At 67.9% G+C, this 24188-nt stretch carries 24 protein-coding genes; 16 read left to right on the top strand and 8 right to left on the bottom strand.

Annotated elements, in window-relative coordinates:
• Positions 1 to 2 precede the first annotated feature (2 nt).
• From EV580_RS20335 to EV580_RS20300, 8 genes are all read left to right on the top strand, one after another.
• The gene (locus EV580_RS20335; protein WP_133692987.1) at positions 3 to 836 is read left to right on the top strand and encodes an N-acyl homoserine lactonase family protein; all 834 of its coding nucleotides are present in this window, start codon (positions 3 to 5) and stop codon (positions 834 to 836) included.
• On the top strand, positions 833 to 2179 hold the full coding sequence (allB, locus tag EV580_RS20330) for an allantoinase AllB (protein WP_133692986.1): 1347 nt from the start codon (positions 833 to 835) through the stop codon (positions 2177 to 2179). Before EV580_RS20335 ends, allB begins: the two co-directional genes overlap by 4 nt.
• Entirely contained in the window at positions 2176 to 2922 is a 747-nt protein-coding gene (locus tag EV580_RS20325) for an aspartate/glutamate racemase family protein (protein WP_133692985.1), read from the top strand. Before allB ends, EV580_RS20325 begins: the two co-directional genes overlap by 4 nt.
• Positions 2919 to 3932, top strand: a complete 1014-nt coding sequence (locus EV580_RS20320) for an allantoicase (RefSeq protein WP_133692984.1) — start codon at positions 2919 to 2921, stop codon at positions 3930 to 3932. The genes EV580_RS20325 and EV580_RS20320 overlap by 4 nt, the downstream gene beginning before the upstream one ends.
• Positions 3929 to 4504: a hypothetical protein gene (locus EV580_RS20315; RefSeq protein WP_133692983.1), complete on the top strand. Its 576-nt coding sequence runs from the start codon at positions 3929 to 3931 to the stop codon at positions 4502 to 4504. Before EV580_RS20320 ends, EV580_RS20315 begins: the two co-directional genes overlap by 4 nt.
• Positions 4501 to 5526, top strand: a complete 1026-nt coding sequence (locus tag EV580_RS20310; protein ID WP_370629547.1) for an isopenicillin N synthase family dioxygenase — start codon at positions 4501 to 4503, stop codon at positions 5524 to 5526. The genes EV580_RS20315 and EV580_RS20310 overlap by 4 nt, the downstream gene beginning before the upstream one ends.
• Before the next feature lie 134 nt (positions 5527 to 5660).
• A complete protein-coding gene (locus tag EV580_RS20305) occupies positions 5661 to 7739 on the top strand; it encodes an adenylate/guanylate cyclase domain-containing protein (protein ID WP_133692981.1) in 2079 nt (692 codons plus the stop codon).
• Positions 7736 to 9151 carry a mechanosensitive ion channel family protein gene (locus EV580_RS20300; protein WP_133692980.1) on the top strand — a complete coding sequence of 472 codons (1416 nt, stop codon included), beginning with the start codon at positions 7736 to 7738 and terminating at the stop codon, positions 9149 to 9151. Before EV580_RS20305 ends, EV580_RS20300 begins: the two co-directional genes overlap by 4 nt.
• 7 nt (positions 9152 to 9158) lie before the next feature.
• On the opposite strand, the gene EV580_RS20295 is transcribed toward EV580_RS20300, so the two are convergent.
• From EV580_RS20295 to malQ, 5 genes are all read right to left on the bottom strand, one after another.
• Positions 9159 to 10439, bottom strand: coding sequence for an HNH endonuclease signature motif containing protein (locus EV580_RS20295; RefSeq protein WP_133692979.1), 1281 nt, complete (start codon positions 10437 to 10439; stop codon positions 9159 to 9161).
• A 102-nt stretch (positions 10440 to 10541) separates the two neighbouring features.
• Positions 10542 to 10997, bottom strand: a complete 456-nt coding sequence (locus EV580_RS20290; protein WP_133692978.1) for a nuclear transport factor 2 family protein — start codon at positions 10995 to 10997, stop codon at positions 10542 to 10544.
• The gene (locus tag EV580_RS20285) at positions 10994 to 11875 is read right to left on the bottom strand and encodes an LLM class F420-dependent oxidoreductase (RefSeq protein WP_133692977.1); all 882 of its coding nucleotides are present in this window, start codon (positions 11873 to 11875) and stop codon (positions 10994 to 10996) included. The genes EV580_RS20290 and EV580_RS20285 overlap by 4 nt, the downstream gene beginning before the upstream one ends.
• Before the next feature lie 9 nt (positions 11876 to 11884).
• On the bottom strand, positions 11885 to 12379 hold the full coding sequence (locus EV580_RS20280) for an NUDIX hydrolase (protein ID WP_133692976.1): 495 nt from the start codon (positions 12377 to 12379) through the stop codon (positions 11885 to 11887).
• A 2-nt stretch (positions 12380 to 12381) separates the two neighbouring features.
• On the bottom strand, positions 12382 to 14523 hold the full coding sequence (gene malQ / locus EV580_RS20275; protein WP_502703937.1) for a 4-alpha-glucanotransferase: 2142 nt from the start codon (positions 14521 to 14523) through the stop codon (positions 12382 to 12384).
• 30 nt (positions 14524 to 14553) lie between these two features.
• On the opposite strand from malQ, the gene EV580_RS20270 reads away from it, so the two are divergent.
• Positions 14554 to 15744, top strand: coding sequence for an MFS transporter (locus EV580_RS20270; protein ID WP_133692974.1), 1191 nt, complete (start codon positions 14554 to 14556; stop codon positions 15742 to 15744).
• Here EV580_RS20270 and EV580_RS20265 read toward each other — a convergent pair.
• The gene (locus EV580_RS20265; RefSeq protein WP_166654806.1) at positions 15713 to 16036 is read right to left on the bottom strand and encodes a DMT family transporter; all 324 of its coding nucleotides are present in this window, start codon (positions 16034 to 16036) and stop codon (positions 15713 to 15715) included. The genes EV580_RS20270 and EV580_RS20265 overlap by 32 nt on opposite strands.
• Positions 16036 to 16371 carry a DMT family transporter gene (locus EV580_RS20260; RefSeq protein ID WP_133692972.1) on the bottom strand — a complete coding sequence of 112 codons (336 nt, stop codon included), beginning with the start codon at positions 16369 to 16371 and terminating at the stop codon, positions 16036 to 16038. The genes EV580_RS20265 and EV580_RS20260 overlap by 1 nt, the downstream gene beginning before the upstream one ends.
• A 104-nt stretch (positions 16372 to 16475) precedes the next feature.
• On the opposite strand from EV580_RS20260, the gene EV580_RS20255 reads away from it, so the two are divergent.
• The 6 genes from EV580_RS20255 to EV580_RS20230 all read left to right on the top strand — a co-directional run bounded on the left by EV580_RS20255 (position 16476) and on the right by EV580_RS20230 (position 22938).
• Positions 16476 to 18026: a carboxylesterase/lipase family protein gene (locus tag EV580_RS20255; protein ID WP_133692971.1), complete on the top strand. Its 1551-nt coding sequence runs from the start codon at positions 16476 to 16478 to the stop codon at positions 18024 to 18026.
• 103 nt (positions 18027 to 18129) lie between these two features.
• Complete coding sequence (locus EV580_RS20250; RefSeq protein ID WP_133693164.1) at positions 18130 to 19008, top strand: sterol desaturase family protein; 879 nt, start codon at positions 18130 to 18132, stop codon at positions 19006 to 19008.
• A 36-nt stretch (positions 19009 to 19044) separates the two neighbouring features.
• Positions 19045 to 19527 (top strand): cation:proton antiporter regulatory subunit, encoded by a 483-nt coding sequence (locus tag EV580_RS20245; protein WP_133692970.1) that lies wholly within the window; start codon positions 19045 to 19047, stop codon positions 19525 to 19527.
• Between the two features lie 5 nt (positions 19528 to 19532).
• Positions 19533 to 20657: a cation:proton antiporter gene (locus tag EV580_RS20240; RefSeq protein WP_133692969.1), complete on the top strand. Its 1125-nt coding sequence runs from the start codon at positions 19533 to 19535 to the stop codon at positions 20655 to 20657.
• 28 nt (positions 20658 to 20685) lie between these two features.
• Positions 20686 to 22092: an NAD(P)/FAD-dependent oxidoreductase gene (locus EV580_RS20235; protein ID WP_133692968.1), complete on the top strand. Its 1407-nt coding sequence runs from the start codon at positions 20686 to 20688 to the stop codon at positions 22090 to 22092.
• A gap of 150 nt (positions 22093 to 22242) precedes the next feature.
• Positions 22243 to 22938: an Rv1815 family serine proteinase gene (locus tag EV580_RS20230; protein WP_133692967.1), complete on the top strand. Its 696-nt coding sequence runs from the start codon at positions 22243 to 22245 to the stop codon at positions 22936 to 22938.
• Here the strand turns inward: EV580_RS20230 and EV580_RS20225 are convergent.
• The gene (locus EV580_RS20225) at positions 22935 to 23375 is read right to left on the bottom strand and encodes a nitroreductase/quinone reductase family protein (RefSeq protein ID WP_133692966.1); all 441 of its coding nucleotides are present in this window, start codon (positions 23373 to 23375) and stop codon (positions 22935 to 22937) included. The two genes, EV580_RS20230 and EV580_RS20225, sit on opposite strands and share 4 nt — an antisense overlap.
• 101 nt (positions 23376 to 23476) lie before the next feature.
• Here EV580_RS20225 and EV580_RS20220 point away from each other — a divergent pair, with 101 nt between their 5' ends.
• Positions 23477 to 24169: a TetR/AcrR family transcriptional regulator gene (locus tag EV580_RS20220; protein WP_133692965.1), complete on the top strand. Its 693-nt coding sequence runs from the start codon at positions 23477 to 23479 to the stop codon at positions 24167 to 24169.
• Positions 24170 to 24188 lie beyond the last annotated feature (19 nt).

Here is a 24188-nt window from a genome sequence, read left to right as displayed (position 1 = left end):
GAATGGTCCTGGGAGACGGAAAAGTTCGGCGGATCGTCCTTCTGACGCTCGGTTGGGAGGAACTGCCGAAGTCGGTATCGGTGTACGGATCACCGCCGGAGCTGAGGATGCGCGAGCCGGTGCCGGGCGTGCTGTTGCAGACCGACGGTGGCTGGGTGTTGCTCGACACCGGGTTCAACACCGCACTGATCCGCGATCCGGCGCTGTACCGGCGGTTTTTCCCGACCGTCGAGTACATTCCGGTACTCCCAGGACCAGGCGAGCCGATCGAGGAGTCGTTGCACGACATCGGCATCGATATCGACGACATCCACCTCGTGGCGCTGTCGCACCTGCACCATGATCACGCGGGCGGCGTCAAGCTGTTCGCCGGCAAGGTGCCGATCCACGCGCAGCGCCGCGAGGTGGAATACGGGCTGTCGAATCACCCTGAGGCCGAACGGAATGCGATTATCCGGTTCGACTTCGACGACCCCCGCATCGACTGGGTGCTGGCCGACGGCGAGGCTCAGATCGCCCCTGGCATCACCGCGGTACCCACCTATGGGCACACACTGGGGCATCAGAGCTTCGTCGTGGAGCTCGATTCGAGCGTCGGTGGCGGCGGTTTCGTGTTCGCGTTCGACGCCGCGGACCTCACCGAGAACATCGAACATGAACTGCCGATCGGCGGATACATCGACGTCGACCCGGCCGAGACCGTGGAGCCGATCCGGCGGCTGAAGAAGTTGGCCACCGACAAGGGGTACGAATTGGTTCCCGGCCACGACCCCCACGTCTGGCCGGAACTGACCCAGCGGCTCGAGGAGCGGTTCGGTCCGGTACGGCCACGGTGACCGTGCCTGCCGTCGAGCACGTCATTCGCGCCGGCCGCGCGGTGATCGACGACACTGTCCGACCGGCCGCAATCGGTCTGGCGGACGGCATGATTCGGGTCGTTCGTGAGATCGACGCGGATCTGGGCTGCACCGCAGAGACCGTGCTCGATGAGAGCGTCGTTGTGTTGCCGGGCCTGGTGGACACCCACGTGCATATCAACGATCCCGGCACCGATTGGGAGGGTTTCGCCACGGCCACCGCGGCGGCGCTGGCCGGCGGCATCACCGCCGTTGTCGATATGCCGTTGGACAGTGACCCGGTGACCACGACGGTGGCCGCGCTCGATGCCAAGCGAGCCGCGGCTACCGGAGCGTGCCGCGTCGACACCGGGTTCTGGGGCGGGATCGTGCCCGGCAATCTCGGCTCGTTCGGTGAACTGGCGTCGGCGGGTGTGCTGGGGTTCAAATGCTTTCTGTCCGAATCGGGCAACCCGAACTTTCCGCCCCTGGACGTCGACGAGTTCCGCACCGCGATGGCCGTTGTCGCCCAACTGGATTCGGTGTTGCTGGTACACGCGGAGAGCGCGCGGGTGCTGGAGGACTGTCCACCACCGGCGGGCCGCGGCTACGGCGAGTTTCTGCGGTCCCGTCCCGACGAGGTCGAGCGAGATGCGGTGCGGATCGTGCTCGACGCCGTCGCCGACACCGGCGCCCGGGCTCACATCGTGCACGTCTCCAGCGCCGCGGTGCTGCCGATGATCGCCGAGGCCAAACGGGCCGGGCTACCGGTCACCGCCGAAACCTGCCCGCACTACCTGACTTTCGCCGCCGAAACCATTCCCGACGGCGGCACCGTGTACGCGGCCTGCCCACCGATCCGGGGTGAAGACAACCGTGTTCTGCTGTGGGCAGCGCTGGCCGACGGCACCCTGGACATGGTGGTCTCCGACCATTCCCCGTGCGCGGGTGAGCACAAGGACCTCGACGGCGGAGACTTCGGCCGGGCGTTCGGCGGGATCAGCTCGCTGCAGATCGCGCTGCCCGCGGTGTGGACACAGGCTGCTCGCGCCGGCTTCGGGCTGCCCGATGTGTGCCGGTGGATGGCGCAGGCACCCGCGACGTTGGCCGGTCTGACCGACCGTGGCGCGATCGCGCCCGGTCATCGCGCCGACTTCTGCGTCTTCGACCCCGACACGTCGTGGGTGGTACGCGGCGCCGAGCTGCACCACCGCCATCCGCTCACCCCGTACGAGGGGATGGCGCTGACCGGCGCCGTGCGCCAGATCTGGCGCGCCGGGGACGTGGTCGGCGACGACAGCCAGGGCGAGCTGCTGTCGGCGGGAATTCGGGAGCCGGCGTGAAGATCCTGGTGCTGAACCCGAACACGTCGGCGACGATGAGCGCCGAGATCGACGCCGCGGCTCGGGCTGCCGCCGCGCCGGGAACCGACATCGCCACCGCCCAGCCCGATTTCGGGGCGGCCGCGATCGATTCGGCAGCGGAGAGTTACCTGTCCGCGGTCGGGGTGATGGACGTCGTCGCCAGGCAACTGGCGAGCGGAACGTTCGATGCCGACGCGGTGGTGCTGGCCGGCTTCGGCGAGCACGGCAAGGATGCGCTGCAGGAAATGCTTGCGGTTCCGGTGCTCGACATCGCCGAATCCGCCGCCCACGTCGCGCATCTGATCGGCAGGCGGTTTTCCGTGGTGACCACCCTGGTCCGGTCGATCGCGCCCATCGAGGACCGGTTGCTGCTGGCCGGGCTGGGTGCGCATTGCGCCTCGGTGCGGGCGTGCGGTCTGGGGACCGCGGAGGTCGACGCGGATCCGGCGGGCGCGGTCAAGGCGATCGTCGCCGAGGCCGAACGTGCGGTGACCGAGGACGGTGCCGACGTGATCTGCCTGGGCTGCGCGGGGATGGCCGGAGTCACCGGGGCGATCACCGAGGCGCTGGGTGTGCCAGCGGTCGACGGGGTCGCCGCCGCGGTCGGGCTGGCCCAGATGCTGGTCGGCCTTGGCCTGTCGACGAGTAAGGCCGGGGCGTACGCGCCGGGGCCGGACAACCCCCGCTCGCATTGGCCGCTGTCGAAGGCGCTCGGGCTATGACCGACGGTTTGGATCTGGCCTGCCGGACCGTGGGCGGCAGCGTCGTCGCGGCCAGCGATGAATCGTTCGGGTTCAAGGAACGGCTGATCGACCCCGCCGAACCCAGTTTCGTGCCCGGCACGTTCGACCTTCGGGGTGAGGTGGTCGACGGCTGGGAGACCCGCCGCCATGCGCCGAACGGGGATTGGGCCGTCGTGCGACTCGGTGTGCCCGGCCGGTTACGCACCATCGACGTCGACACCCGGTTCTTCACCGGTAACCATCCGACCGGTTGCACGCTCTACGGTGCCACGCTTGCCGCGGCGGCCGACCCGTGCGATGCGGGTGTCGAGTGGCGGCTGTTGGCGCCGTCCACGCCGCTGAAGGCCGACGCGCACAACCCGATCGCCGTCACCGACCGGCGCCGCTACACCCACGTGAAGTTGGTGATCGCCTCGGACGGCGGGGTGGCCAGGCTGCGAGCCTACGGTGATCCGGTGCCCGACCCCGCGCTGTGGTCCGGGGTGACCGTCGAGGTCTCGGGGGCCGAGCAGGGCGGGCGCGTCGAACACTGCAGCGACACGTTCTATTCGGATGCCCGCGCGATCATCTCGGCGGACCGGCCGCACAACATGGGGGCGGGGTGGGAGGCCCGGCGTCGCCGCGACATCGGGCCCGACACCCACGACGCGGTGACGATCTCGTTCCTGACTCCGACCGATCTGGACCGCGTCGAGATCGACACCTCGTACTTCGTGTTCAACGCCTCCCGGGAGGTCTGCGTGCACGGCACCCGCGACGTGCCGACGCCCGGACGGCCTTGGTGGGCACTGTCGTTCGACGAGATCGTGCTGCCCCGCACCCGGCTTCTTGCGGACGCCCGCCAGGTCTTCGTGGTGACCGCCGCTGCGATCACCGCGATTCGGGTGCAGGCCTATCCCGACGGCGGTATCGCCCGCGTGCGGGCGTCAGGCCGGCCCACCGATGCCGGGCTGGCGCTGCTGCGCGAGCGCTGGGAGGCCGCACTGTGACGCCCGTGATCGCCGAGTGCACCGGACTGTGGCGGCGAACCTTGTTGATCGATACCGACGGGTCGCGGGACACTGGCACGAGTGTGGTTTGGTTGCAAGGGCTTTCGTTCTTCGTCGACGTCCGCGGCCCTGGCGAGGGCTTCGCCGGACAGCTCGATCAGCGCCTCGATGTGTTCGAGTGGAACAGGTTGGTGGATCTGCAGCCGCCCGGGCTGCCGGACGCCGGGCGGATGAGCTGGGCCGATGACGTGCTGGTCGAGGTCGGCGTTCATGCCGATTACACCGAACATTGGGAGCGTGACCCGGGATCGGTCGAGCCGTGCTGGGGGCTGCGGCTGTCGTCGGCTGTGCTCGTCCGTGTGGGACACCGATTCGGCTGGGCCTGGCGCAGAAGCGATGACGCGGATGTGTCGATCGGCGAGATCGACGGAACCGATTGGCTGATAACAGTTTCCGCTGATGCTGCACGGGTAGGCACCACACTGAGGCCCGAACTGACATCAGGACAGCTACGAGTCAACGACGACATCGCATGGGAGATCGAGGAAAGCGAAGGAAGCGTGACGTTGTGAGTGCATTCCAGTCTGTGCCGGTCATCGACATCAGCGGCCTGCGGTCGGATGATCGCGCCGAACGGGAGCGGGTGGCCGCCGAACTCGGCACGGCCGCGCGCGAAGTCGGGTTCTTCTACATCTCCGGCACGGCGGTCAGCGACGACGTGTTCGACACGATGCTGAATGCGACCAAGCAGTTCTTCGCGCTGCCGATGGAGGAGAAGATGGAGTCCTACATCGGCCTGTCCACCTGTCACCGGGGCTATGTGCCGGTGGGTGAGGAAGGGCTCTACGGCGAGCCGGCGGCCGATCTGAAGGAGGCGTTCGACACCGCGCTGGACCTGCCCGCCGACGACCCCGACCACCTGGCCGGTAACCCGATGCTCGGACCCAACGTGTGGCCCGACATCCCGGGTTTCGCCGAGGCGGTCACCGACTACTACCAGGCGGTGCTGGGCGTCGGCCAGGATCTGTTGTGGGCCTTCGCCGTAGCGCTGGGGGAGGATCCGGATACCTTTTCCCGGCATGCCACCAAGACACCGAGCCAGCTGCGGCTGATCTACTACCCGTACAACCCGGAGGCCAAAGACGCCCAGGGCATCGGGGCCCACACCGATTACGAGTGCTTCACGCTGCTCAAGCCGACCGCCCCGGGGCTGGAAATCCTCAACGGCGACGGCGAGTGGATCGACGTCCCGCCGATTCCCGGCACCTTCGTCGTCAACGTCGGCGATCTGCTCGAGCTGTGGACCAACGGCGCCTACGTCGCCACCTCGCACCGGGTGCGCAAGGTCAAAGAGGAACGGTATTCGTTCCCGCTGTTCTTCAACGTCGACTACGACACGGTGGTGCAGCCGCTGCCGCAGTTCGCCGACGGGCCGTCGCGGGCGGCGCTGGTGGCCGGCGAGCATCTGTTCGCCCAGACCGCGCAGACGTTCGCCTACCTCAGGTCGCGGCTGGAGAGCGGAGAGTTGGTGCTGCCGGAGGGATCGCTGGAGGTCGGCACGTTCGGTCAGCAGGCGCTGCAGTCCCAGAACTGACAACCCCGGCCCTGACGGTGGGTTAACATCCGCGCGTCAGACGAGAGCGGGGGTCACAGGTGGTCCGACTATCGGGTGCGCTGTCACGGGGTTCTCGACCACGATCGCTGGGGTTCCAGTCGAAGTTGCTGATCATGCTGTTGGCGGTCAGCATCGTGTCGGTCGTGATCGCCGGTGCGATCGGATACGTCTCGGGCACCACGTCCCTGCGCAACGCGGAGTTCCAGCGGCTGACCCAGCTGCGGGAGTCGCGGTCGCGCGAGATCACCTCGTTCTACAGCGATATCAGCGACGCGGCGTCGATCGTCACCCACGGAACGCAGTCGATCGCCGCCACCAATGAATTCACCAAGGCTTTCAACGAGCTTCAGACGACGCCGCTGCCGCCGGGTGCCGAACAGGCGATCACCAAGTACTACTCGACGGTGTTCGGGCCCACGTTGGCCCAGCGCACGGGTCAGCCCGTGGACGCTTCACTGTTCCAGCCGGCCAACAACGCCGCGAAATACCTGCAAGCGTTGTACACCGTTCCCGCACAGGGTGATTCCGATGCGGCGATCAAGGTCGACTCGGCGGGGGATCCCAGCGCTTGGTCGGCGGTCAACGCCCGCTATCAGCCCTTCTTCGCCGATCTGACACAGCGGTTCAATTTCGAGGACGCGATGATCCTCGACACCCAAGGCAACGTCGTCTATACCGCGTACAAGGGGGTCGACCTCGGGACCAACGTGAACACCGGCCCGTACAGCACGACGGTCCTGGCGACGACGTACCGCAAGGCCCTGCAGGCGACGTCGATCGATCAGACCTTCATCAGCGATTTCGAGCGGTACGCACCGTCGTACGGTAGGCCGACCCAGTGGGTACTGTCGCCGATCGGGCGCGAGGGCACCATCGCCGGAGTGCTCGCGTTACAGCTGTCCCTCGACTCGGTCAACGACGTGATGACCGGACAGGGCCACTGGGTCGATGATGGTCTCGGGCAGTCGGGTGAGACGTATCTGGCCGGGCCGGACAAACTGATGCGATCGGTGTCCCGCGAACTGCTGACCGACCCCAAGCACTACGCCGAAGAGGTGATCGCCGACGGCACCCCCGAGGACGTAGCCAAGCGACAGGTTGACGTCAAGGGCAGCGTGCTTCTGCAGCCGGTGGACAAGTTGGCCGTCAACCGTGCGCTCACCGGCGAGACCGGGGTGACCACCGCACGCGACTACATCGGCCCCGAGGCGCTGGTCGCCTACGCGCCGCTGGAGATCCCGGGCCTGGACTGGGTGCTGGTGGCCAAGATCGACAAGTCGGAGGCACTGGCCCCGGTCGACACGTTCGCGCGCAACATCGCGCTGTCGACGGCGGCGATCGTGCTGGTGGTATCGCTGCTGGCGCTGCTGTTCAGCAGGATTCTGACCCGGCCGATCAAGAGCCTGGCCGCCGCGGTGCGCCGGGTCGCAGGCGGCGAGCTCGGGGTGAGTGTTCCGGTCTCGGCACAAGACGAAATCGGCGAGCTGGCTTCGGCTTTCAACGATATGAGCACCAGTCTGCAAACCAAGCAGCAGCTCATCGACGAGCAGCGGCGGGAGAACGACAAGCTGCTGGCCAGTCTGATGCCCGAGCCGGTGGCGCGGCGCTATCGCGAGGGTGAGGAGAACATCAGCACGCACTACCGCGACGTGTCGGTGATCTACGCCCAACTGCTCGGGTTCGACGAGTTCTCCCGCTCGATGCCGACCGGCGAATCGGTCGCGATGCTCAACTCGCTTGTCGAGTCGTTCGACGGGGCGGCCGAACGCCATGGGGTCGAGCAGGTCCGAAGCATGCAGGACAACGGGCTGCTGGCCACCTGTGGTCTGGTGGTGCCGCGGGTCGACCACGCCAGCCGGACCATCGCCTTCGCCAGTGAGCTGACCGATATCGTTCACCGCTTCAACGACCAGCACGACGCCCGGCTGGCGGTCCGTGCCGGCATCGACAGCGGGCCGGTGACAAGCGGTCTGGTAGGGCAGCGGTCGAAGATCTACGCGCTGTGGGGCGAGGCTGTCGACCTGGCCAACCGGGTGCACGCGTCGACCAAGACGCCGGGTGTGTTCGTCAGCGACCGGGTGCACGAGGCCGTGGTCGGCATCTACACCTTCTCTGACGCGGGGGCGTTGGCCGGCGCCGACGGCAACGAGCCGGTGTGGCGCCTCGATGTCGGAACGCGGCAGTCGGCATGAATACGCTGATCGCGCAACCCTGGTTCTGGCCGGCGCTCGGCGTCATCGTCGGGTTGCCGCTGGCGCTGCTGTTGCTCAACGAGCTGCACGGGGTGCTGGCGCGGCGGGGCAGCTCATACACGAAACCCGTTGCTCTGCTGCGGAACTGGGTGCTACCGGCCTGCGCGGTGTACTTGCTGATCGCCCAGCTGGAACAGGCTGACGTCGACGCCACCTGGTCGAAGATCGCGGCGACGGCGTTCGGGTTCCTGATCATGCTGCTGCTGTTGTCGGGGGCCAACGCCGCGCTGTTCGGGACGGCTCGGGCGGGGAGCTGGCGAGAACGTCTGCCCGGCATCTTCATCGACCTGGGCCGACTGGTGCTGATAATCCTGGGCGTCGGCCTGCTGCTGTCGTGGGTGTGGGGGGCCAACATCGGTGGGCTCATCGCCGCGGTGGGCGTGACGTCGATCGTGATCGGCCTCGCGGTCCAGACCGCCGTCGGTCCGGTCATCGCGGGCCTGCTGCTGTTGTTCGAGCAGCCGTTCCGCATCGGCGACTGGCTGAACACGTCTGCGGCCAAAGGCCGTGTGGTCGAAGTGAACTGGCGCGCCGCGCACATCGACACCGGCAACGGGATCCAGATCGTGCCGAACGCGATGCTGGCCACCGGATCGTTCACCAACCTCAGCCGGGTGCAGGGCGCGGCGTATCAGGCGGCCGCGGAGCTGGCGTTCGGCCCGGACGACCCGCCTGGTGCGGTGGCGGCGGCGCTGATGACGGTGGCCGCCGGTTTGCCGACCCGGCTGGCGAATTCACCGGCCAAGGTGGTGGCGCTGGGGGAGGCCCGGTACAAGGTGTCGGTGCCGATCGCCTCACCGGCCGACGAGGGGCGCACCAAAGCGCTACTGCTGCACCGCGCCTGGTATGCCGCGCAGCGAGCCGGGCTGCACCTGGACGAGGCGAACCCTGATCCTGACGCCGCCGCGGCCTACGTCGACGCCGCGGTGCACCGGGTTGCGGCCGCGCTCGGGCTGGGATCCGAGGCTGCCGCGGCCATGTCCACGGCGAGCCGCCAGTTGCTCTATGCCGAGGGCGAGATCATTCAGCCGGTCAACTCCGTTCCCGACGCGGTCTGCTTCATCACGGCGGGGTCGGTGGAGATGATCGTCTATGCCGAGGACGGCCGGGAGCTGTCGCTGGGTCACCTTGGGGTGGGCGACTACATCGGGGGAACGTCGCTGACGCGGCAGCGGATGATCACCGGTGTGGTGGCGCTGACCGACACGACGATCGTGTCGGTGCCGCGCGATGCCATGAATGCGGTGGTGCAGGGAAATGCCCGACTGGCGCGGCAGATCGGCGATGTCATAGAGATGCGCCGCAAGGCCGCGACCGATGCGCTGGCCGAAGCGGCTGCCGGCGTGCGTTAGGGCAATTTCACGGATCGTCTTCGTCGCCCAGCAAGCGTTCTGGGTGGTGGTAGTCGTTGGTGCCCCCGCGCATCGGGACGTCGGACGGTGGTATCCATTCAGTTTGGCCGTCTTCGAGTTGGCGGGTGTCCCACCCGTCGTTCTCGACCAACAGGTTGTCGCATTTGCAGGCCAGGGTGAGGTGGTCGATGTCGGTGGTGCCGCCGTGTTTCCAGTCTGTGGTGGCGTGATGCACTTGGCTGTTGTAGCCGTTGACGGTGCAGCCCGGCGCGGTGCAGCCACGGTATTTGGCCAGCAGCATGATTCGCTGATCGGCTGAGGCCAGTCGCTTGCTGCGACCCAGCCACAGCGATTGGCCGGTGACGCCGTCGAACACCGCCAGGTAGTTGTAGGAGGGCGTGGCCGCGCGGATCAGATCCGTCATGGGAATCAAGGTTCCGCCGGCGGTGACGGCCTGACCGGCTCCGGCCTGCAGGTCTTGCAAGGTGGTGGTGACGATCATGGTGACGGGAAGACCGTTGTGCTGGCCGAGTTTCGGATCGCCGAGGCGGCTACGTACCAACTGGGCCAAGGCGTCGTGTTGGCGTTGGGCATGACTGCGTAGATCTTCGGGCTGCGGTGCGGCGAACTTCGCGAACCAAGCGTCCAGCTGGGCTCGCAACATCGGATCAGCGATCAGCTTTGCGACGCTCGTGCCGTCGGGCCGTTGGCCCCCGCACCATTGGAAACCGCGCTTGCGGGCCCGGTCTTCGTCGGAGAATGTTCCGTCGGGGTTGAGGTGGGTGGCCAGCCGGTCGGCGATCTTCTCCAGCTGATCGGGCCGCATCGTGCGGGCATGCTGCGCCAGCGTCCGTTCAGCTTTCTCCACCTCGACCGGCCCGACATGGTCGGGCACATCGCGGAAGAACTTCTGAATGACCCGTACATGTTCGATGTCGAGATCGCCGGCCGCCCACGCCCTGCCGGTTTCGGGGAGCAGAGCCGGCAACGACTCCCCGGTCAACGTGGCGCGTGCCGTGAGTTGTTCGGCATCCCGAACCCGGCGCTTGGCCGCACTACGGCTGATCCGCAGCACATCAGCCAGCACGATCGGAATCGGCGGGCACCCCTCGTAGCGCTCCAACCGCGTGGTCTGGCTGTGAGCCGTGGCGACCTGCCGACGGATCGCGTTCTCGAGCCGTTCCAACGCTGCGAACCGCTGCGGCGCGGGCAGGTCTCCAACATCGGCAGCACTCACAAGTTCGACCGCGGCATCGAGCGCATCCAACGCCACATCGATCGAACTCATGTTCGAATTCTATGCCGCTCCGCCGACAGATTCCGCGCGTCCAGCCGGGCCTGTGGATGAACCGGGATCTGTGGAAAACCATTCCGCGCCTTGGCGAAACCCCTAGCGCAGGCGGCGGGTGGGGCGCGTCTCGATCGCGTCGATTGTCAAGGCACGCCGCGCCAGCAGCCACACCGAATCCGAGCGTACGTACTCGTCGTCGTAGCGCAGATACCAAACCAGGTCGACGATGCCCTCGTCGCGGCGGCTCCAATGGTGTGCGGTTGCCGCGATACGTCCCTGCGCCACATCGGGATTCGCGCCAGGGGAGTAGACCTCGGAGTCGATGGCGTGATGCGTGCGCCCCACCGTGGTCGCGGCCGCCAGCGCGGCCCCGACCTCGTCGGGCCCGCGATGGTGGCTTACCGGCGTCAGCACGTCGGGCGGCTCGGGCAGCACCAATTCGCCCTCATCGACGAACAATCCGAGGGCCGTCGCGATATCCCGGTCGTCGACCGCGGCGGCATAGCGATGCACCAGATCCGACAGCGCCAGGCGATCCGACACCGAAAGTGTCACGGCGACAAGCCCAGTCGCTGCGCGCAGGCTGAAAGGATGTCCTTGGCCTCAGTGATATCGGTGACCGAGGGCATCCCCAGCACCAAGCGATCGGCGCCGACCTCGGCCAGTCGCCCGGCACGGTCGGCGTCGACCTTGGTGACCAGATGGCCCAGCGACAATTCGAGGGAATCCGGGTCACGGCCGGCGTCTTCGGCGGCCACCCGCATCACCTCGACCAGGGTGGCCAGCTCGCTGCCGCCCACCCCGAGTGGCTGGAAACCGTCGCCCAGCCGTCCGGCCCGGCGTGCCGCCGCGCGGCTGTGTCCGCCGATGTGGACCGGCACACCCTGTGCGGCAATGGGTTTCGGATAGCACATCGCATCGTCGAAGTCGTAGAATTCGCCGTGGTGGCTGACTCCGTCGGGATGGTCGGCCCATAGCTGCCGCAGCACGTGGATCTGCTCGTCGGCGCGCCGGCCCCGGGTGTCGAAATCCGCTCCGCAGGCTTCGATCTCCTCACGCAGCCATCCGACACCCACGCAGAGTCGCAGCCGCCCACCGGAGATCACGTCGATGCTCGCTGCCCGCTTGGCAAGCATCACCGGATGGTGGTTGGGCAACACCAGCACACCGGTGGCCAGCCCGAGTGTGGTGGTCTGACCGGCCAGAAACGCCAACAGCTCCAGCGGATCGGGCACCGGGCACTCCGGGGCCACCTCGACCCGCCCCGACGGATCGTAGGGATACACACTCGAGTAGCGGGTCACCAGGACGGTGTGCTCGGCCATCACAATCGATTCGAAGCCACAGGCTTCGAGATGGCGGGCGAACTCGCCCATCCACAGGGGGTCCGCGGTGACCCCGGCTCCGATCGGAGCGACGACGGCGACCTTCACGTCGTGAGGCTAACCCTCCGGGTCTGCGTCGCCTTCGCCCGGTCCCGCCAGATGAGCCATCAGCAGGTCCAGGAACACCACGTGGCCCTTGAGCAGTTTCCGGCGCGCCTGCGCCACCGGAAACCAACCGACCCGGTCCAGTTCGGGGAATTCCTGCAGCCGCCCCGACCCTTTCGGCCATTCGAGTGTGAAGGTGTTGCTGTGCGCGTCGGCCACGTCGAGGTCGGCGCCGACGGCGAACACCGTCAGCACCTTGCCGCTCGGCTGCTTGACCGGATCGAACGCCAGCCGGGGACCATCGGGCAGCGCGCAGCCCAGCTCCTCGGCGAACTCACGTTGCGCCGCCGCCCATGGATCGTCATCGGGCTCGTACTCACCCTTGGGAATCGACCACGCACCGTCGTCCTTACGCGCCCAGAACGGGCCACCCGGATGGCCGATCAACACCTCGGCGACGCCGTCGGTGATCCGGTACAACAGCACGCCCGCACTGTATTTCGGCATCGCTACTCCGGGCGTGGCACTGTGGCCGCGTGCAGTGCGGCCGCCAGTCTCGCGGCCCGCGGATCGGTCAGCACGTCCTCCAGCAGCATGGGGGCGCCGTCCGGCCCGGTCAGCGGAACCCGCCAGTTGGGATACTCGTCGGTGGTGCCCGGCTGATTCTGGGTGCGCTTGTCGCCCACGGCGTCCGGCAGTGCAAGTGCCAACAACCGCGACGGTGTGCGGGCCAGATAGCGGTACAGGCCCAGGATCACCTGCTCCTCGTCGGGATCCGCACCGAGCAGACCGACCCGGCGCAGTTCGGCCATCCAGGCTGCCTGCTCGGCGCGGTCGTCGGCAAGCTCGTCCTCGGCGGACCGGGTCAGCAAGCCCAGCTCGTCGCGCAGCCGGACATGCTCACCGGCCAGATAGCCGGGCGTCGGCGGCAAGTCGTGGGTGGTCACCGAGGACAGGCACAGCTCGCGCCACCGCTCGGCAGGTAGCGGGCCGCCGCCCCCGTCACGATCCAGCTCGAACCACAGGATCGACGTCCCCAGCACCCCTCGCGCCCGCAGATAGTCACGGACCCATGGCTCGACGGTGCCCAGATCCTCGCCGACGACGACGGCCCCGGCCCGATAGGCCTCGAGCGCGACGATCCCGATCATCGCGTCATGGTTGTAGCGCACGTAAGTGCCCTTGGTCGGCGATGCGCCCGCGGGAATCCACCACAACCGGAACAACCCGATGATGTGATCGATCCGGACCCCACCCGCATGCCGCAGGATCGCCTGGATCAGCTCCCGGAACGGTTGGTAGCCAAGCTCTTCCAGTTGATCGGGACGCCACGGCGGTTGTGACCAGTTCTGCCCCAGCTGGTTGAACTCGTCCGGCGGCGCGCCCGCGGTGACCCCGAGTGCGAGCACATCCTGCAAGGCCCAGGCGTCGGCGCCGTCGGGATGCACCCCGACCGCCAGGTCGTGCATGATGCCCAGCGCCATCCCGGTCCGGACCGCCTGAGACTGGGCGGCGGCGAGCTGATCGTCGAGCTGCCATTGCAGCCAGCGGTGGAAGTCGACCGCCGAGCTGTGCCGCTGCGCGAAGGCGAGCACCTCGGGGCTGCCCGGGTGCCGCAGCGTCTTGGGCCACTCGTGCCAGTTGCCGCCGTGCTTCTCGGCCAACGCCGACCAGGTGGCGAAGTCGTCGAGAGCCCGGCCTTCGCGCTCCTTGAAGGCGTCGAATGCCAGCTGACGCCCCGCCGACCTGGGTACACGGTAAATCGCTTTCAGCGCAATGCGTTTGGCTGCCCACGAGGAATCGCGGTCGATCGTGTCGACCTTGCGGGCACGCCCCTGGATGGCCGCGCGCAGTTTCCACACCCGGCCGCGTTTGGGCAGGAACGCGAATTCGGGGACCGACTCGACCCGCAGGTATAGCGGATTGGTGAACCGCCTCGAGGTCGGCAGGTAGGGGGAGGGTTCCATCGGTTGGGTGGGCGCGGCCGCATGAAGTGGGTTCACCAGGATGTAGCCGGCGCCATGACGCGCACCTGCCCACACCGCGAGGTCGGCGAGATCGCCGAGATCCCCGACGCCCCAGGAGTTCTTCGAGCGCACGCTGTACAGCTGGGTGGCCAACCCCCAGGTCCGGCGGGCGCCCAGTCGCGGCGGCAGCCCCAACCACGCCGGGGTGATGATCAGCGGCGTGCTCGTCTCCTGGCCACCGGAGCGCAGATGCACCTGGTGATAGCCCAGCGGTAGATCCGCAGGCAGGACGAACGTCGCCTCACCCACCATCCGGCCGTCCAGGTTGAACGGTGGCGTCCAGTTGTCGGTCTGCCGCACACCGGTGCGGACCGTGCCGTCTTCGAGCCGAACCCACACGTGCGCCGGATCGCCGTGGTTGACGTGAACCCAGAACGACGTCTCGGTCGCGGCGCGGCCGATGATCGTCGGCGGCAGCGACCGCGACCAGTACCGGGTGTCCTCGGCCGAAAGTGCCGCTGCCCGGCCCTCTTCGGAGCCGGCGTCGATGCCGAGTGCGCCCAGCACCGCCACCAGCGTCGCCTCGTCGACCGCCTCGAGCCGTCCCGTCCAGTCGTGATACTCGGTGGCCACGCCGAATCGGTGGGCGAGTTCGGCCAGCGACGCGTCAGTCATGGCTGTCATCTTGCTTGGTTACCCGTAACCTCGCCTCACGTGGGCACCCCCGAACTCGACGTGCGACTCCGCCGGGCCCGGGTCGCGACGGCGGCGCTGTTTTTGACCAACGGCGCGCTGTTCGCCAACCTGCTGCCGCGTTATCCCGAGATCAAGGCGGACCTCGGGTTGTCCAACACGGCCTTCGGCCTGGCGGTCGCCGCGTTCTCGGCCGGTGCGCTGCTCAGCGGTGCGACCGCCGCTGCGCTGATCCGCCGGTATCGCTCCTCGGTGGTCGCGGTCACGACCAGCGTGCTGATCGCCGCGTTCGTCCTTGCCGCCGGCCTGGCACCGAGCGGCGTGACACTGGCGGCGGCGCTGTTCTGCGCGGGAGCGGCCGACGCGGTGACCGACGTGGCGCAGAACGTGCACGGCCTGCGTGTGCAGCGCGCCTACGGCCGGTTCATCATCAACTCGCTGCACGCGGTCTGGTCCTCCGGTGCCGTACTCGGTGGCCTCATCGGTGCGGGCGCAATCTATCTCGGCATCCCGCGAGAGGCACAACTGGCGGTGTCGGGCGTGCTGTTCGTTGCGGTCTGCGTGATCGCGTATCGCTTCCTGCTGACCGGTCCCGACCACGATGGCGATCCCACGCCCCATGGGAACCAGCCGCGGCCACCGATTCGATCGGTCCACCTCGTGCTGGCCGCGCTGGTGGCCATCGCGATCGCGGGTGCTGTCGTCGAGGACGCGGGCAGCTCATGGGCCACGCTGTACCTGCACAACTCGCTATCGGCTCCGGCGGCGATCGCCGCGCTCGGGTACGTCGCGATGATCGGCTTCCAGTTCATCGGCCGGGTGCTCGGTGACCGGATGGTCGACCGGTGGGGACAGCGCGCCGTGGCCAGTGCCGGGGGACTGATCATCGCGGTGGGTATGGCGGCCGCACTGGCGTTCCCGGGTGTGCCCGGCACCATCGCCGGATTCGCGGCCGCCGGTTTCGGCTCAGCCACCCTGATCCCGGGCGCCATGCATGCCGCCGACGAGCTTCCCGGTCTGCGTCCCGGCACCGGGTTGACGGTGCTGAGCTGGCTGATGCGCGCCGGCTTCCTGGGTTCGCCGATCGTGGTCGGCGCGGTCGCCGACGCGGTGTCGCTGCGCGCCGGGCTGCTCAGTGTGGTCGCCGCCGGATTGGTCGCGGTGGTGCTGGCGCGCGTGCTCAGCCCGCGGAGCCAGTCAGTTCGATCGTGAGCACGCCGGCGATGATCAGCCCGATGCCGGCCACCATCAGCGGGGTGAGCGGTTCTTTGAACAACGCCCGCGCGATCACCGCGATCAGCGCCACACCCGCCGCCGACCAGACCCCGTAGGCGACGCCGACCGGCATCCCCAGCGACAGCGTCACCGACAGCAGCGTGAACGAGATCAGGTAGCCGATCAACATCGGCGCGATCCAGACCTTCTTGCGAAAGCCGTCCGACGCACGCAACGACAGGGTGGCGCACACCTCGACGAGAATGGCCCCGGCCAGCGTCAACCACATCATGACGGGGTCTCCTGGTGCCGGGAGCCGAGCTCGACCATCAGGACCCCGACGATGATCAGCCCAATGCCCACAATGATCGGGGTGGTGAACGGGTCGCCGAAGATCACCGCGGCCAGCGCCGCCGTCGCCGCGGTGCCCACCGCGCCCCAGACGCCGTAGGCGACACCGACCGGCATGCCGGCCCGCAGCACCTGGGCCAGGAAATAGAACGAGGCGACATAGCCGATGACGACCACGATCAGCCAGGCCCGGTGATCCTGGGAAGCCCGCAGCGACAGGGTGCCGGTGACCTCGACACAGATGGCGGCCAGAAGTAGTGCCCACTTCCGCACGCCCCGCACCTCCATCGGCTATCAGCCTGGTCAGGATAGCTGGGCGCCGATTTGTGTCGGCCGTCATACCGCAAACGCGGTTACCCGTCGGTAACGTGGATGGGATGACAGCGGACACCAATATTCGCCAGGTCCCCGGCCAGCCGGTCGTCGAGACCGGATACGGCCCGGTCCGCGGTAGCGATGACGGCCGGGTCAGGACGTGGAAGGGCATTCGCTACGCCGCCCCGCCCGTCGGCGAGCTGCGGTGGCGGGCGCCAGTGGCGCCGGAGCCGTCGGCCGAGATCATGGACGCGACGGCCTTCGGACCGGTCAGCCCGCAGCCTCGCAGCCCCATCCCGATGGGCCTGGGCACCCGCGCCGACGAGGACTGCCTGTTCCTGAACATCTGGGCGCCGTCCGATGTGGATGCCGTCAACATCTCGCCCAAGCCGGTGATGGTCTGGGTGCACGGCGGGGCCTACATTTTCGGCTCCGGCAGCCAGCCGCTGTACGACGGATCGGTCCTGGCCGGCGAGTCCGACGTCGTCGTCGTGACCATCAACTACCGGCTCGGGGCATTGGGTTTCATCGACCTCTCGTCGGCCGGTTTCGACAGCAACGTCGCCCTGCGCGACGTGCTGGCCGCACTGCGCTGGGTGCAGGACAACATCGCCGGATTCGGCGGCGACCCGGACCGGGTGACCCTGTTCGGCGAATCCGCCGGGGCCGGGATCATCACCACGCTGCTGGCGGTCCCGCAGGCGGCCGGTCTGTTCTCGCGTGCCATTGCCCAGAGCGCACCGGCCACGTCGGTCTACGACAGCAAGCGTGCGAGCGCGGTGTCCGAGATGTTCCTGCAGCGGCTCGGTATGACCGCCGCCGAAGCCCACCGGGCGCCCGTGCAGACGCTGATCGACGCCTCCATGGAGATCTTCGATCACATCCCGACGGCGATGCCGGGCCGGCTGGCGTTCGCGCCGACGGTCGACGGCGATCTCGTCCCGGACTATCCGGTGACGCTGGCACGCGCCGGGAAGACCCACCCGGTGCCGCTGCTGATCGGCACCAACAAGGACGAGGCCAAGCTGTTCCGGTTCATGCGTTCGCCGCTGATGCCTGTCGCCCCCAAGGCGGTGCGCACGATGTTCACAGAGATGGCCGACGACCAGCCGGGCCTGCAGCTTCCCACCGCCGAGCAGGTCAGCATGGCCTACCCGGCCCGGCGGGCCCGCACCCGCAGCATCGAGGTGGCCCGCGACATGGGCTTCCGGATGCCGACCGTGTGGTTCGCCGAGGGGCACAGCGCGTCGGCTCCGGTGTACCTCTACCGATTCGATTGGGCGACACCGATTTTCAAGCTGATCCAGCTCGGCGCCGCCCATGCCACCGAGCTGATCTACGTGTGGGGAAACCTGGTGTCCGGCCCCCGCGACGTGACCTTCAAACTCGGCGGGCTGAAGACCGGTGACGAGCTCTCGGCGCGGATGCGTGCCCGCTGGACCGCGTTCGCGGCCACCGGCGATCCGAACGTGCCGATCGGCCAGCCGCAATGGGCGCCCTACCGCAGCGACGACCGCGCCACCCTGGTCATCGACGCCCACGACCGTGTCGTGGACGACCTGGACCGCCAGATCCGGCAGGCCTGGGGTGACGAAGTGCTCAGCTTCCGCTGACCCGCTTCTTGAACCGGTGTCTAACAAGGCGCGTTAGACTCCCGTGCGGGAGGTGTCTGACGTGGACCGAATCGGGGAATGGCTGTCCGTTCTCCCGCCTCAAATGCGCGACCCGGTGCTGTTCGCGATCCCGTTCTTTCTGCTGCTACTGATCATCGAGTGGACCGCTGCCCGCAAGCTCGAGAAGCTGACCGAGGAGGACCGCCCCGCGTCGGGCGGCTATCACACCCGCGACGCCTGGAACTCGATCTCGATGGGCCTGGTGTCGGTGGCGACGATGGGCGCCTGGAAGTTCCTGGCCCTGCTGGGCTATGCCGCGCTGTACGCCTACGTCGCGCCGTGGCATCTGTCGCCGACGAAGTGGTACACGTGGGTGATCGCGATCGTCGGGGTGGACATCCTGTTCTACGCCTACCACCGCACCGCACACCGGGTGCGGCTGATCTGGGCCACCCATCAGGCCCACCACTCCAGCCGGTACTTCAACTTCGCGACCGCGCTGCGGCAGAAGTGGAACAACAGCGGCGAGATCATCATGTGGATTCCGTTGCCGCTGTTGGGCGTTCCGCCGTGGATGGTGTTCACCAGCTTCTCGATCAGCCTGATCTACCAGTTCTGGATCCACACCGAACGCATCGGCACGTTGCCCAGAGCCTTCGAGTTCGTGTTCAACACCCCGTCGCACCACCGCGTGCACCACGGCATGGATCCCGAATATCTGGACAAGAACTACGGTGGAATTTTCATTATCTGGGATCGCCTTTTCGGCAGTTTCCAGCCCGAACTGTTCCGCCCGCACTACGGGCTGACCAAACCGGTCAACACCTTCAACATCTGGAAGCTGCAGACCCGCGAGTACGTGGCGATCGCGCATGACGTGCGCGCGGCCACCCGCTGGCGCGATCGGCTTGGCTACGTGTTCGGGCCGCCGGGCTGGACGCCCACGGCGGCCGCGCAGTCCGTTACGGTGGCGAACAGATAATTCACAGCATCGGTGCCGTCATCGAGGATGGAGCCCATGGAGGTCAAGGAAGTCCTGCTGCCCGGAGTCGGGCTGCGCTACGAGTTCGACAACGCCGACGGCAACCGCATCGGCGTGATCGCCCGTCGCAGTGGTGATTTCGAATTCGTCGTCTATGGCGCCGCCGACCCCGACCAGGCGCGACCGGTTTTCCGGCTCACCGACGACGAAGCCGACGCGTTGGCGCAGATCCTCGGCGCCCCACGGATGGTGGAACGTTTCGCCGACCTGACCAAGGAGGTCCCAGGATTGGACGCCGGTCAGGTGGAGATCGTCCCGACCTCACCGTTCGTCGACCGGCCGCTCGGAGACACCAAGGCGCGCACCCGCACCGGCGCGTCGATCGTGGCGATCGTGCGCGACGAGGAAGTGCTGGCCTCGCCGGGTCCGGCCGAGGTGTTGCACGCCGATGACGTCCTCGTCGTCATCGGCACCGAAAACGGCATCGCAGGCGTCCGGCGCATCGTCGACCAAGGCTGACGCCGGTGGCGGTGTCGGCGGCGCTCCTCCTCGAACTCGGCGTCATCTTCACGGTCCTGACCTTCCTGGGAACACTGGCGCGCCGGTTCGCACTCTCACCGATCCCGCTGTACCTGCTCGCGGGGCTGGCGCTGGGCAACGGCGGTATCGCGCCGATTCCGGCGGCAGGGGAGTTCGTGTCGACCGGCGCAACGATCGGCGTCGTCTTGCTGCTGCTGACCCTGGGCCTGGAGTTCTCGATCGGCGAGTTCGCCGCCAGCATGCGGCGTCACCTGCCGTCGGCCGGCGTCGACCTCGTTCTCAACGCCACCCCGGGTGCGATCGCCGGCTGGCTGCTCGGCCTGAACTTCGTCGGCATCCTGGCGATGGCCGGCATCACATTCATCTCGTCGTCCGGGGTGATCGCCCGGCTGCTCAACGACCTGCGCCGGCTGGGTAACCGGGAAACCCCCGCGGTGCTGTCGATCCTGGTGCTCGAGGATTTCGCGATGGCCGCCTACCTGCCGCTGCTTGCGGTGCTGGCGGCGGGCGGCACCTGGTGGGAGGCGCTGCTGTGGATGGGCGCCGCGATGATCGCGCTGGTCGCGGTGTTCGCGGCGTCGTATCGCTGGGGCCATCACGTCGGACGTCTCATCGCGCACCCGGACGACGAGCAACTCCTGCTGCGCATCCTCGGCCTGACGTTGCTCGTCGCGGCTGCCGCCGAACATCTGCACGCCTCGGCGGCGGTCGGCGCGTTCCTGGTCGGGCTGACGCTGACGGGGGAGACCGCCGAACGGGCCCGCGCCGTCCTGACGCCACTGCGCGATCTGTTCGCCGCCGTGTTCTTTCTGGCGATCGGGCTGTCGGTGGATCCCAAAGACCTGGTGCCGATGCTGCCGGCGGCCGCGTTACTCGCCGCGGTCACCGCGATCACCAAGGTGGCCACCGGCGTCTACGCGGCCCGCCGCGACGGCGTGGGACGGCCGGGTCAGCTGCGTGCCGGCACGGCGCTGATCGCCCGCGGCGAGTTCTCGCTGGTGATCATCGGGTTGGCCGGAACATCAGTGGCCGCGATCGGATCCCTCGCCACCCCATACGTATTCGTGTTGGCCACCATCGGCCCCCTGCTCGCCCGATTCGCCAGGTAGCGCGGCGACGCCGTGGCAGGATTCTGACGTGCAGACCGTATTCGATCGCCCCGTCGACGCCGCGCTGATCTCCCGAGCACTGGGGTCGGCGTCGTTCGGATCGATGTGGCTGGACATTCCCCGTCCCGACTACCCGAAGCTGACCGCCGGCCTGAGCTGCGACCTGCTGGTGGTCGGTGGTGGTTATGCCGGCCTGTGGAGCGCGTTGCACGCGATCGAGCGCAACCCCGGCGCGCGCGTCGTGCTGATCGAGGCCGAGCGGGTCGGCTGGGCGGCATCGGGACGCAACGGCGGCTTCGTCGAGGCCAGCATCACCCACGGTGCCGAGAACGGAAAGTCCCGTTGGCCAAGTGAATTCGACCAGCTGGAGAAGCTCGGGCTGGCCAACCTCGACGGTATGCAGGCCGACATCGCGAAGTACGGCATGGCGGTGGACTGGGAACGCACCGGCATGCTGACCGTTGCCACCGAGCCGCATCAGGTCGAGTGGCTACGGGAAGGCGCCGAGGACGGCCACGAACAATTCCTCGACCAGGCCGCGGTGCGCGCCCAAGTCGATTCGCCGACCTATCAGGCCGGGCTGTTCGCGGCCGACACCTGTGCGATCGTCCATCCCGCCCGGCTGGTCTTCGAGCTCACTCGCGTGTGCGCCGAGGCGGGCGTGCAGATCTTCGAGCACACCGCGGCGCTGTCGGTGGAGCGGGACCGCAACGGCATCCAGGTGGCCACCCGCACCGGCGTGATCGAGGCCGACCAGGTTGTGCTGGCCACCAACGTCTTTCCCAGCCTGCTCAAGCGCAACCGGCTGCACACGATTCCGGTGTACGACTATGTGCTGGCCACCGAACCGCTGACGCCGGCTCAGCTCGACCGCATCGGATGGCAATCGCGGCAGGGGATCGGCGACAGCGCCAATCAGTTCCACTACTACCGGCTTTCGGCCGACAACCGGATCGTCTGGGGCGGATACGACGCCGTCTACTACTTCGGCCGTCGGGTCAACCCGGCCTACGAAGACCGGCAGGAGACCTACCGCCGCCTCGCCGCGCACTTCTTCATCACCTTCCCGCAACTCGAGGATGTCCGATTCAGCCACCGCTGGGCCGGTGCGATCGACACCAACACCCGGTTCTGTGCGCACTGGGGCCTGGCCGGGCGCGGGCGGATCGCCTACGTCAACGGATTCACCGGTCTCGGAGTGGGTGCGGCCCGGTTCGCCGCCGACGTCTGCCTGGACCTGCTCGACGGGCATCCCACCGAGCGCACCGAACTCGAGATGGTCAACCGCAAACCGCTTCCGTTCCCGCCCGAGCCGGCGGCAAGCATCGGCATCCAGGCCACCCGGTGGTCGCTGAACCGCGCGGATCACAACGCGGGCAAACGCAACATCTTCCTGCGCACCCTCGACCGGCTCGGGCTGGGGTTCGACTCCTAACGCGCTTGTAAACCCCTTCGACGGGATTGCTGCGGCGACACGCCGGGTACGTCATAGTTCGTTGGTAACGATTTGAGATCGGCGCCGATACACAGTCGAGATACTTTCGCGGCGCGTCCTTGACGAGTCGCCGACCGATCGGGGTGTACAGTGTCGCGTTTTGCTCGGAAGGGTTTCCTCGCCACCGCCGCCGTCTTGGCTGCGTCCGCGATCGTGGCACCAGCCGCTCACGCTACTCCCGGCGTCGTCGTTTCACCCGGGATGGAGATCCGCCAAGCCAGTAACGTCTGCACGCTCGGCTACGTCGACCCCGCCGCGCGGATCGCCTATTCGGCCGGCCACTGCCGCGCCGATGGGCCCGTCACCAATCGTGACGGCCAGATCATCGGCACCGTCTCGACGTCCCAGGACAACACCCCCGACGGTGCCGTCGTGCGCACCGACCAGGTGATTTCCGACTACGAGACGATCACCCTGGCCCCCGACGTCGTCATCAACAACATCCTGCCCGGCGGTCGTCAGCTGGTTGCCGAGGCCGCCCCGGCGATGGCCGCCGGCCAGCCGGTCTGCCACTTCGGCGTCGTCACCGGCGAGAGCTGCGGATCGATCGAGCGGGTCAACAACGGCTGGTTCACCATGGAGAACGGCGTGGTCAGCCAGAAGGGTGATTCCGGCGGGCCGGTCTACATGCCGGTCGACAACAACAAGGCCGTGATCATCGGGCTGTTCAACAGCACGTGGGGCACCTTCCCCGCGGCGGTGTCCTGGGTGGCCACCAGCCAGCAGGCCAATGCCGGCATCGGCGTGGTCAATGTGGCCGCCGCCCAAGAGACGAACGCCAACTAGGGCGCGAGCGCGAACACCGGGATGACCGGGGCGGCTGCGCGTAACTGATCGGCACTGGAGTCCGGCGTGAGGCCGGCAATGTGCCCCTTGACCTCCCAGTACCACCGATCCAGGTAGCGCCTGAGCAGGTCGGGCTTCTCGTCGTCAGCGACCTCGGTGACCGCGACGGGGGTATGCCGCCAGCGCGGACCCAGCTCCACAGCGCCGGCCGCCCGTGCGTTGCGCGCCCACTGGGTGTTCCCGCGTGGCGACACCAGGTAGTCGACGCCGTCGACCCGGAGCACATTGACGACCACGCTGTGCAGTGCGCCGGACTTTCGGCCGCGCACCCGCAGGGCTCGGGTTCCCGCGATGCTGATGCCGGCCTCGGCGAGCCGTCGGACGACTGCGTTGAAGACCCGCGCTGCGGCGTTCGGGCGGTCGTAGTGCTGGTTCATCGGCCTGCCTTCCATTTAGAGAGCGGTGCTCTTGTTTCGAGGATGCCAGCCGGCTCCGCCAAAATCAAGAGCAGTGATCTCGAACGTGCGAGACTCGGCGCGTGGGGAAACGGGAGGACACGCGACAACGCATCGAGGCGCAGATCGTGGAGCTGGGCCGACGGCAGCTGGCCACGGTGGGCGCGGCGGGGCTCTCGGTGCGCGCGATCGCCCGCGAACTGGGCATGGTGTCCTCGGCGGTGTACCGCTACGTCGCCAGCCGTGACGCGCTGCTGACCCTGTTGCTGGTCGACGCCTATTCCGATCTGGCCGACACCGTCGGGCAGGCCCGGGCGGACACCGACGGCGGCTGGCGCGCGGACGTCGCAACGATCGCCCACGCGCTGCGGCAGTGGGCGACCGCCCAGCCTGCCGACTGGGCGCTGCTCTACGGCAGCCCGGTGCCGGGCTATCACGCGCCTGCCGACCTGACCACCGGGCCGGGCACCCGGGTGATCGGGATGTTGTTCGACGCGGTGGCCACCGGGGTGGCGACGGGAGACATCGCACTCACCGAAGATCATGTCGCACAACCGATGTCGGCGGACCTCCTGCGGGTGCGTGACGAGTTCGGCTTTCCCGGCGACGACGCGCTGGTGATCCGGTGCACCGCGGTCTGGGCACTGATCATCGGCGCGATCAGCCTGGAGATCTTCGACCAGTACGGCGCCGACACGTTCACCGATCCCGGGGTTCTGTTCGACGAGCAGATCCGGTTGGCCATCGATCTGCTGACCGTGAACCCGCAGAACTAGAACACGTTCTAGCCACACC

The organism is Mycobacterium sp. BK086, assembly GCA_004362315.1.
Classification (GTDB): Bacteria; Actinomycetota; Actinomycetes; order Mycobacteriales; family Mycobacteriaceae; genus Mycobacterium.
Note: the sequence above shows the minus strand (reverse complement) of the source record. Positions and strands in the feature narration are given on the sequence as shown.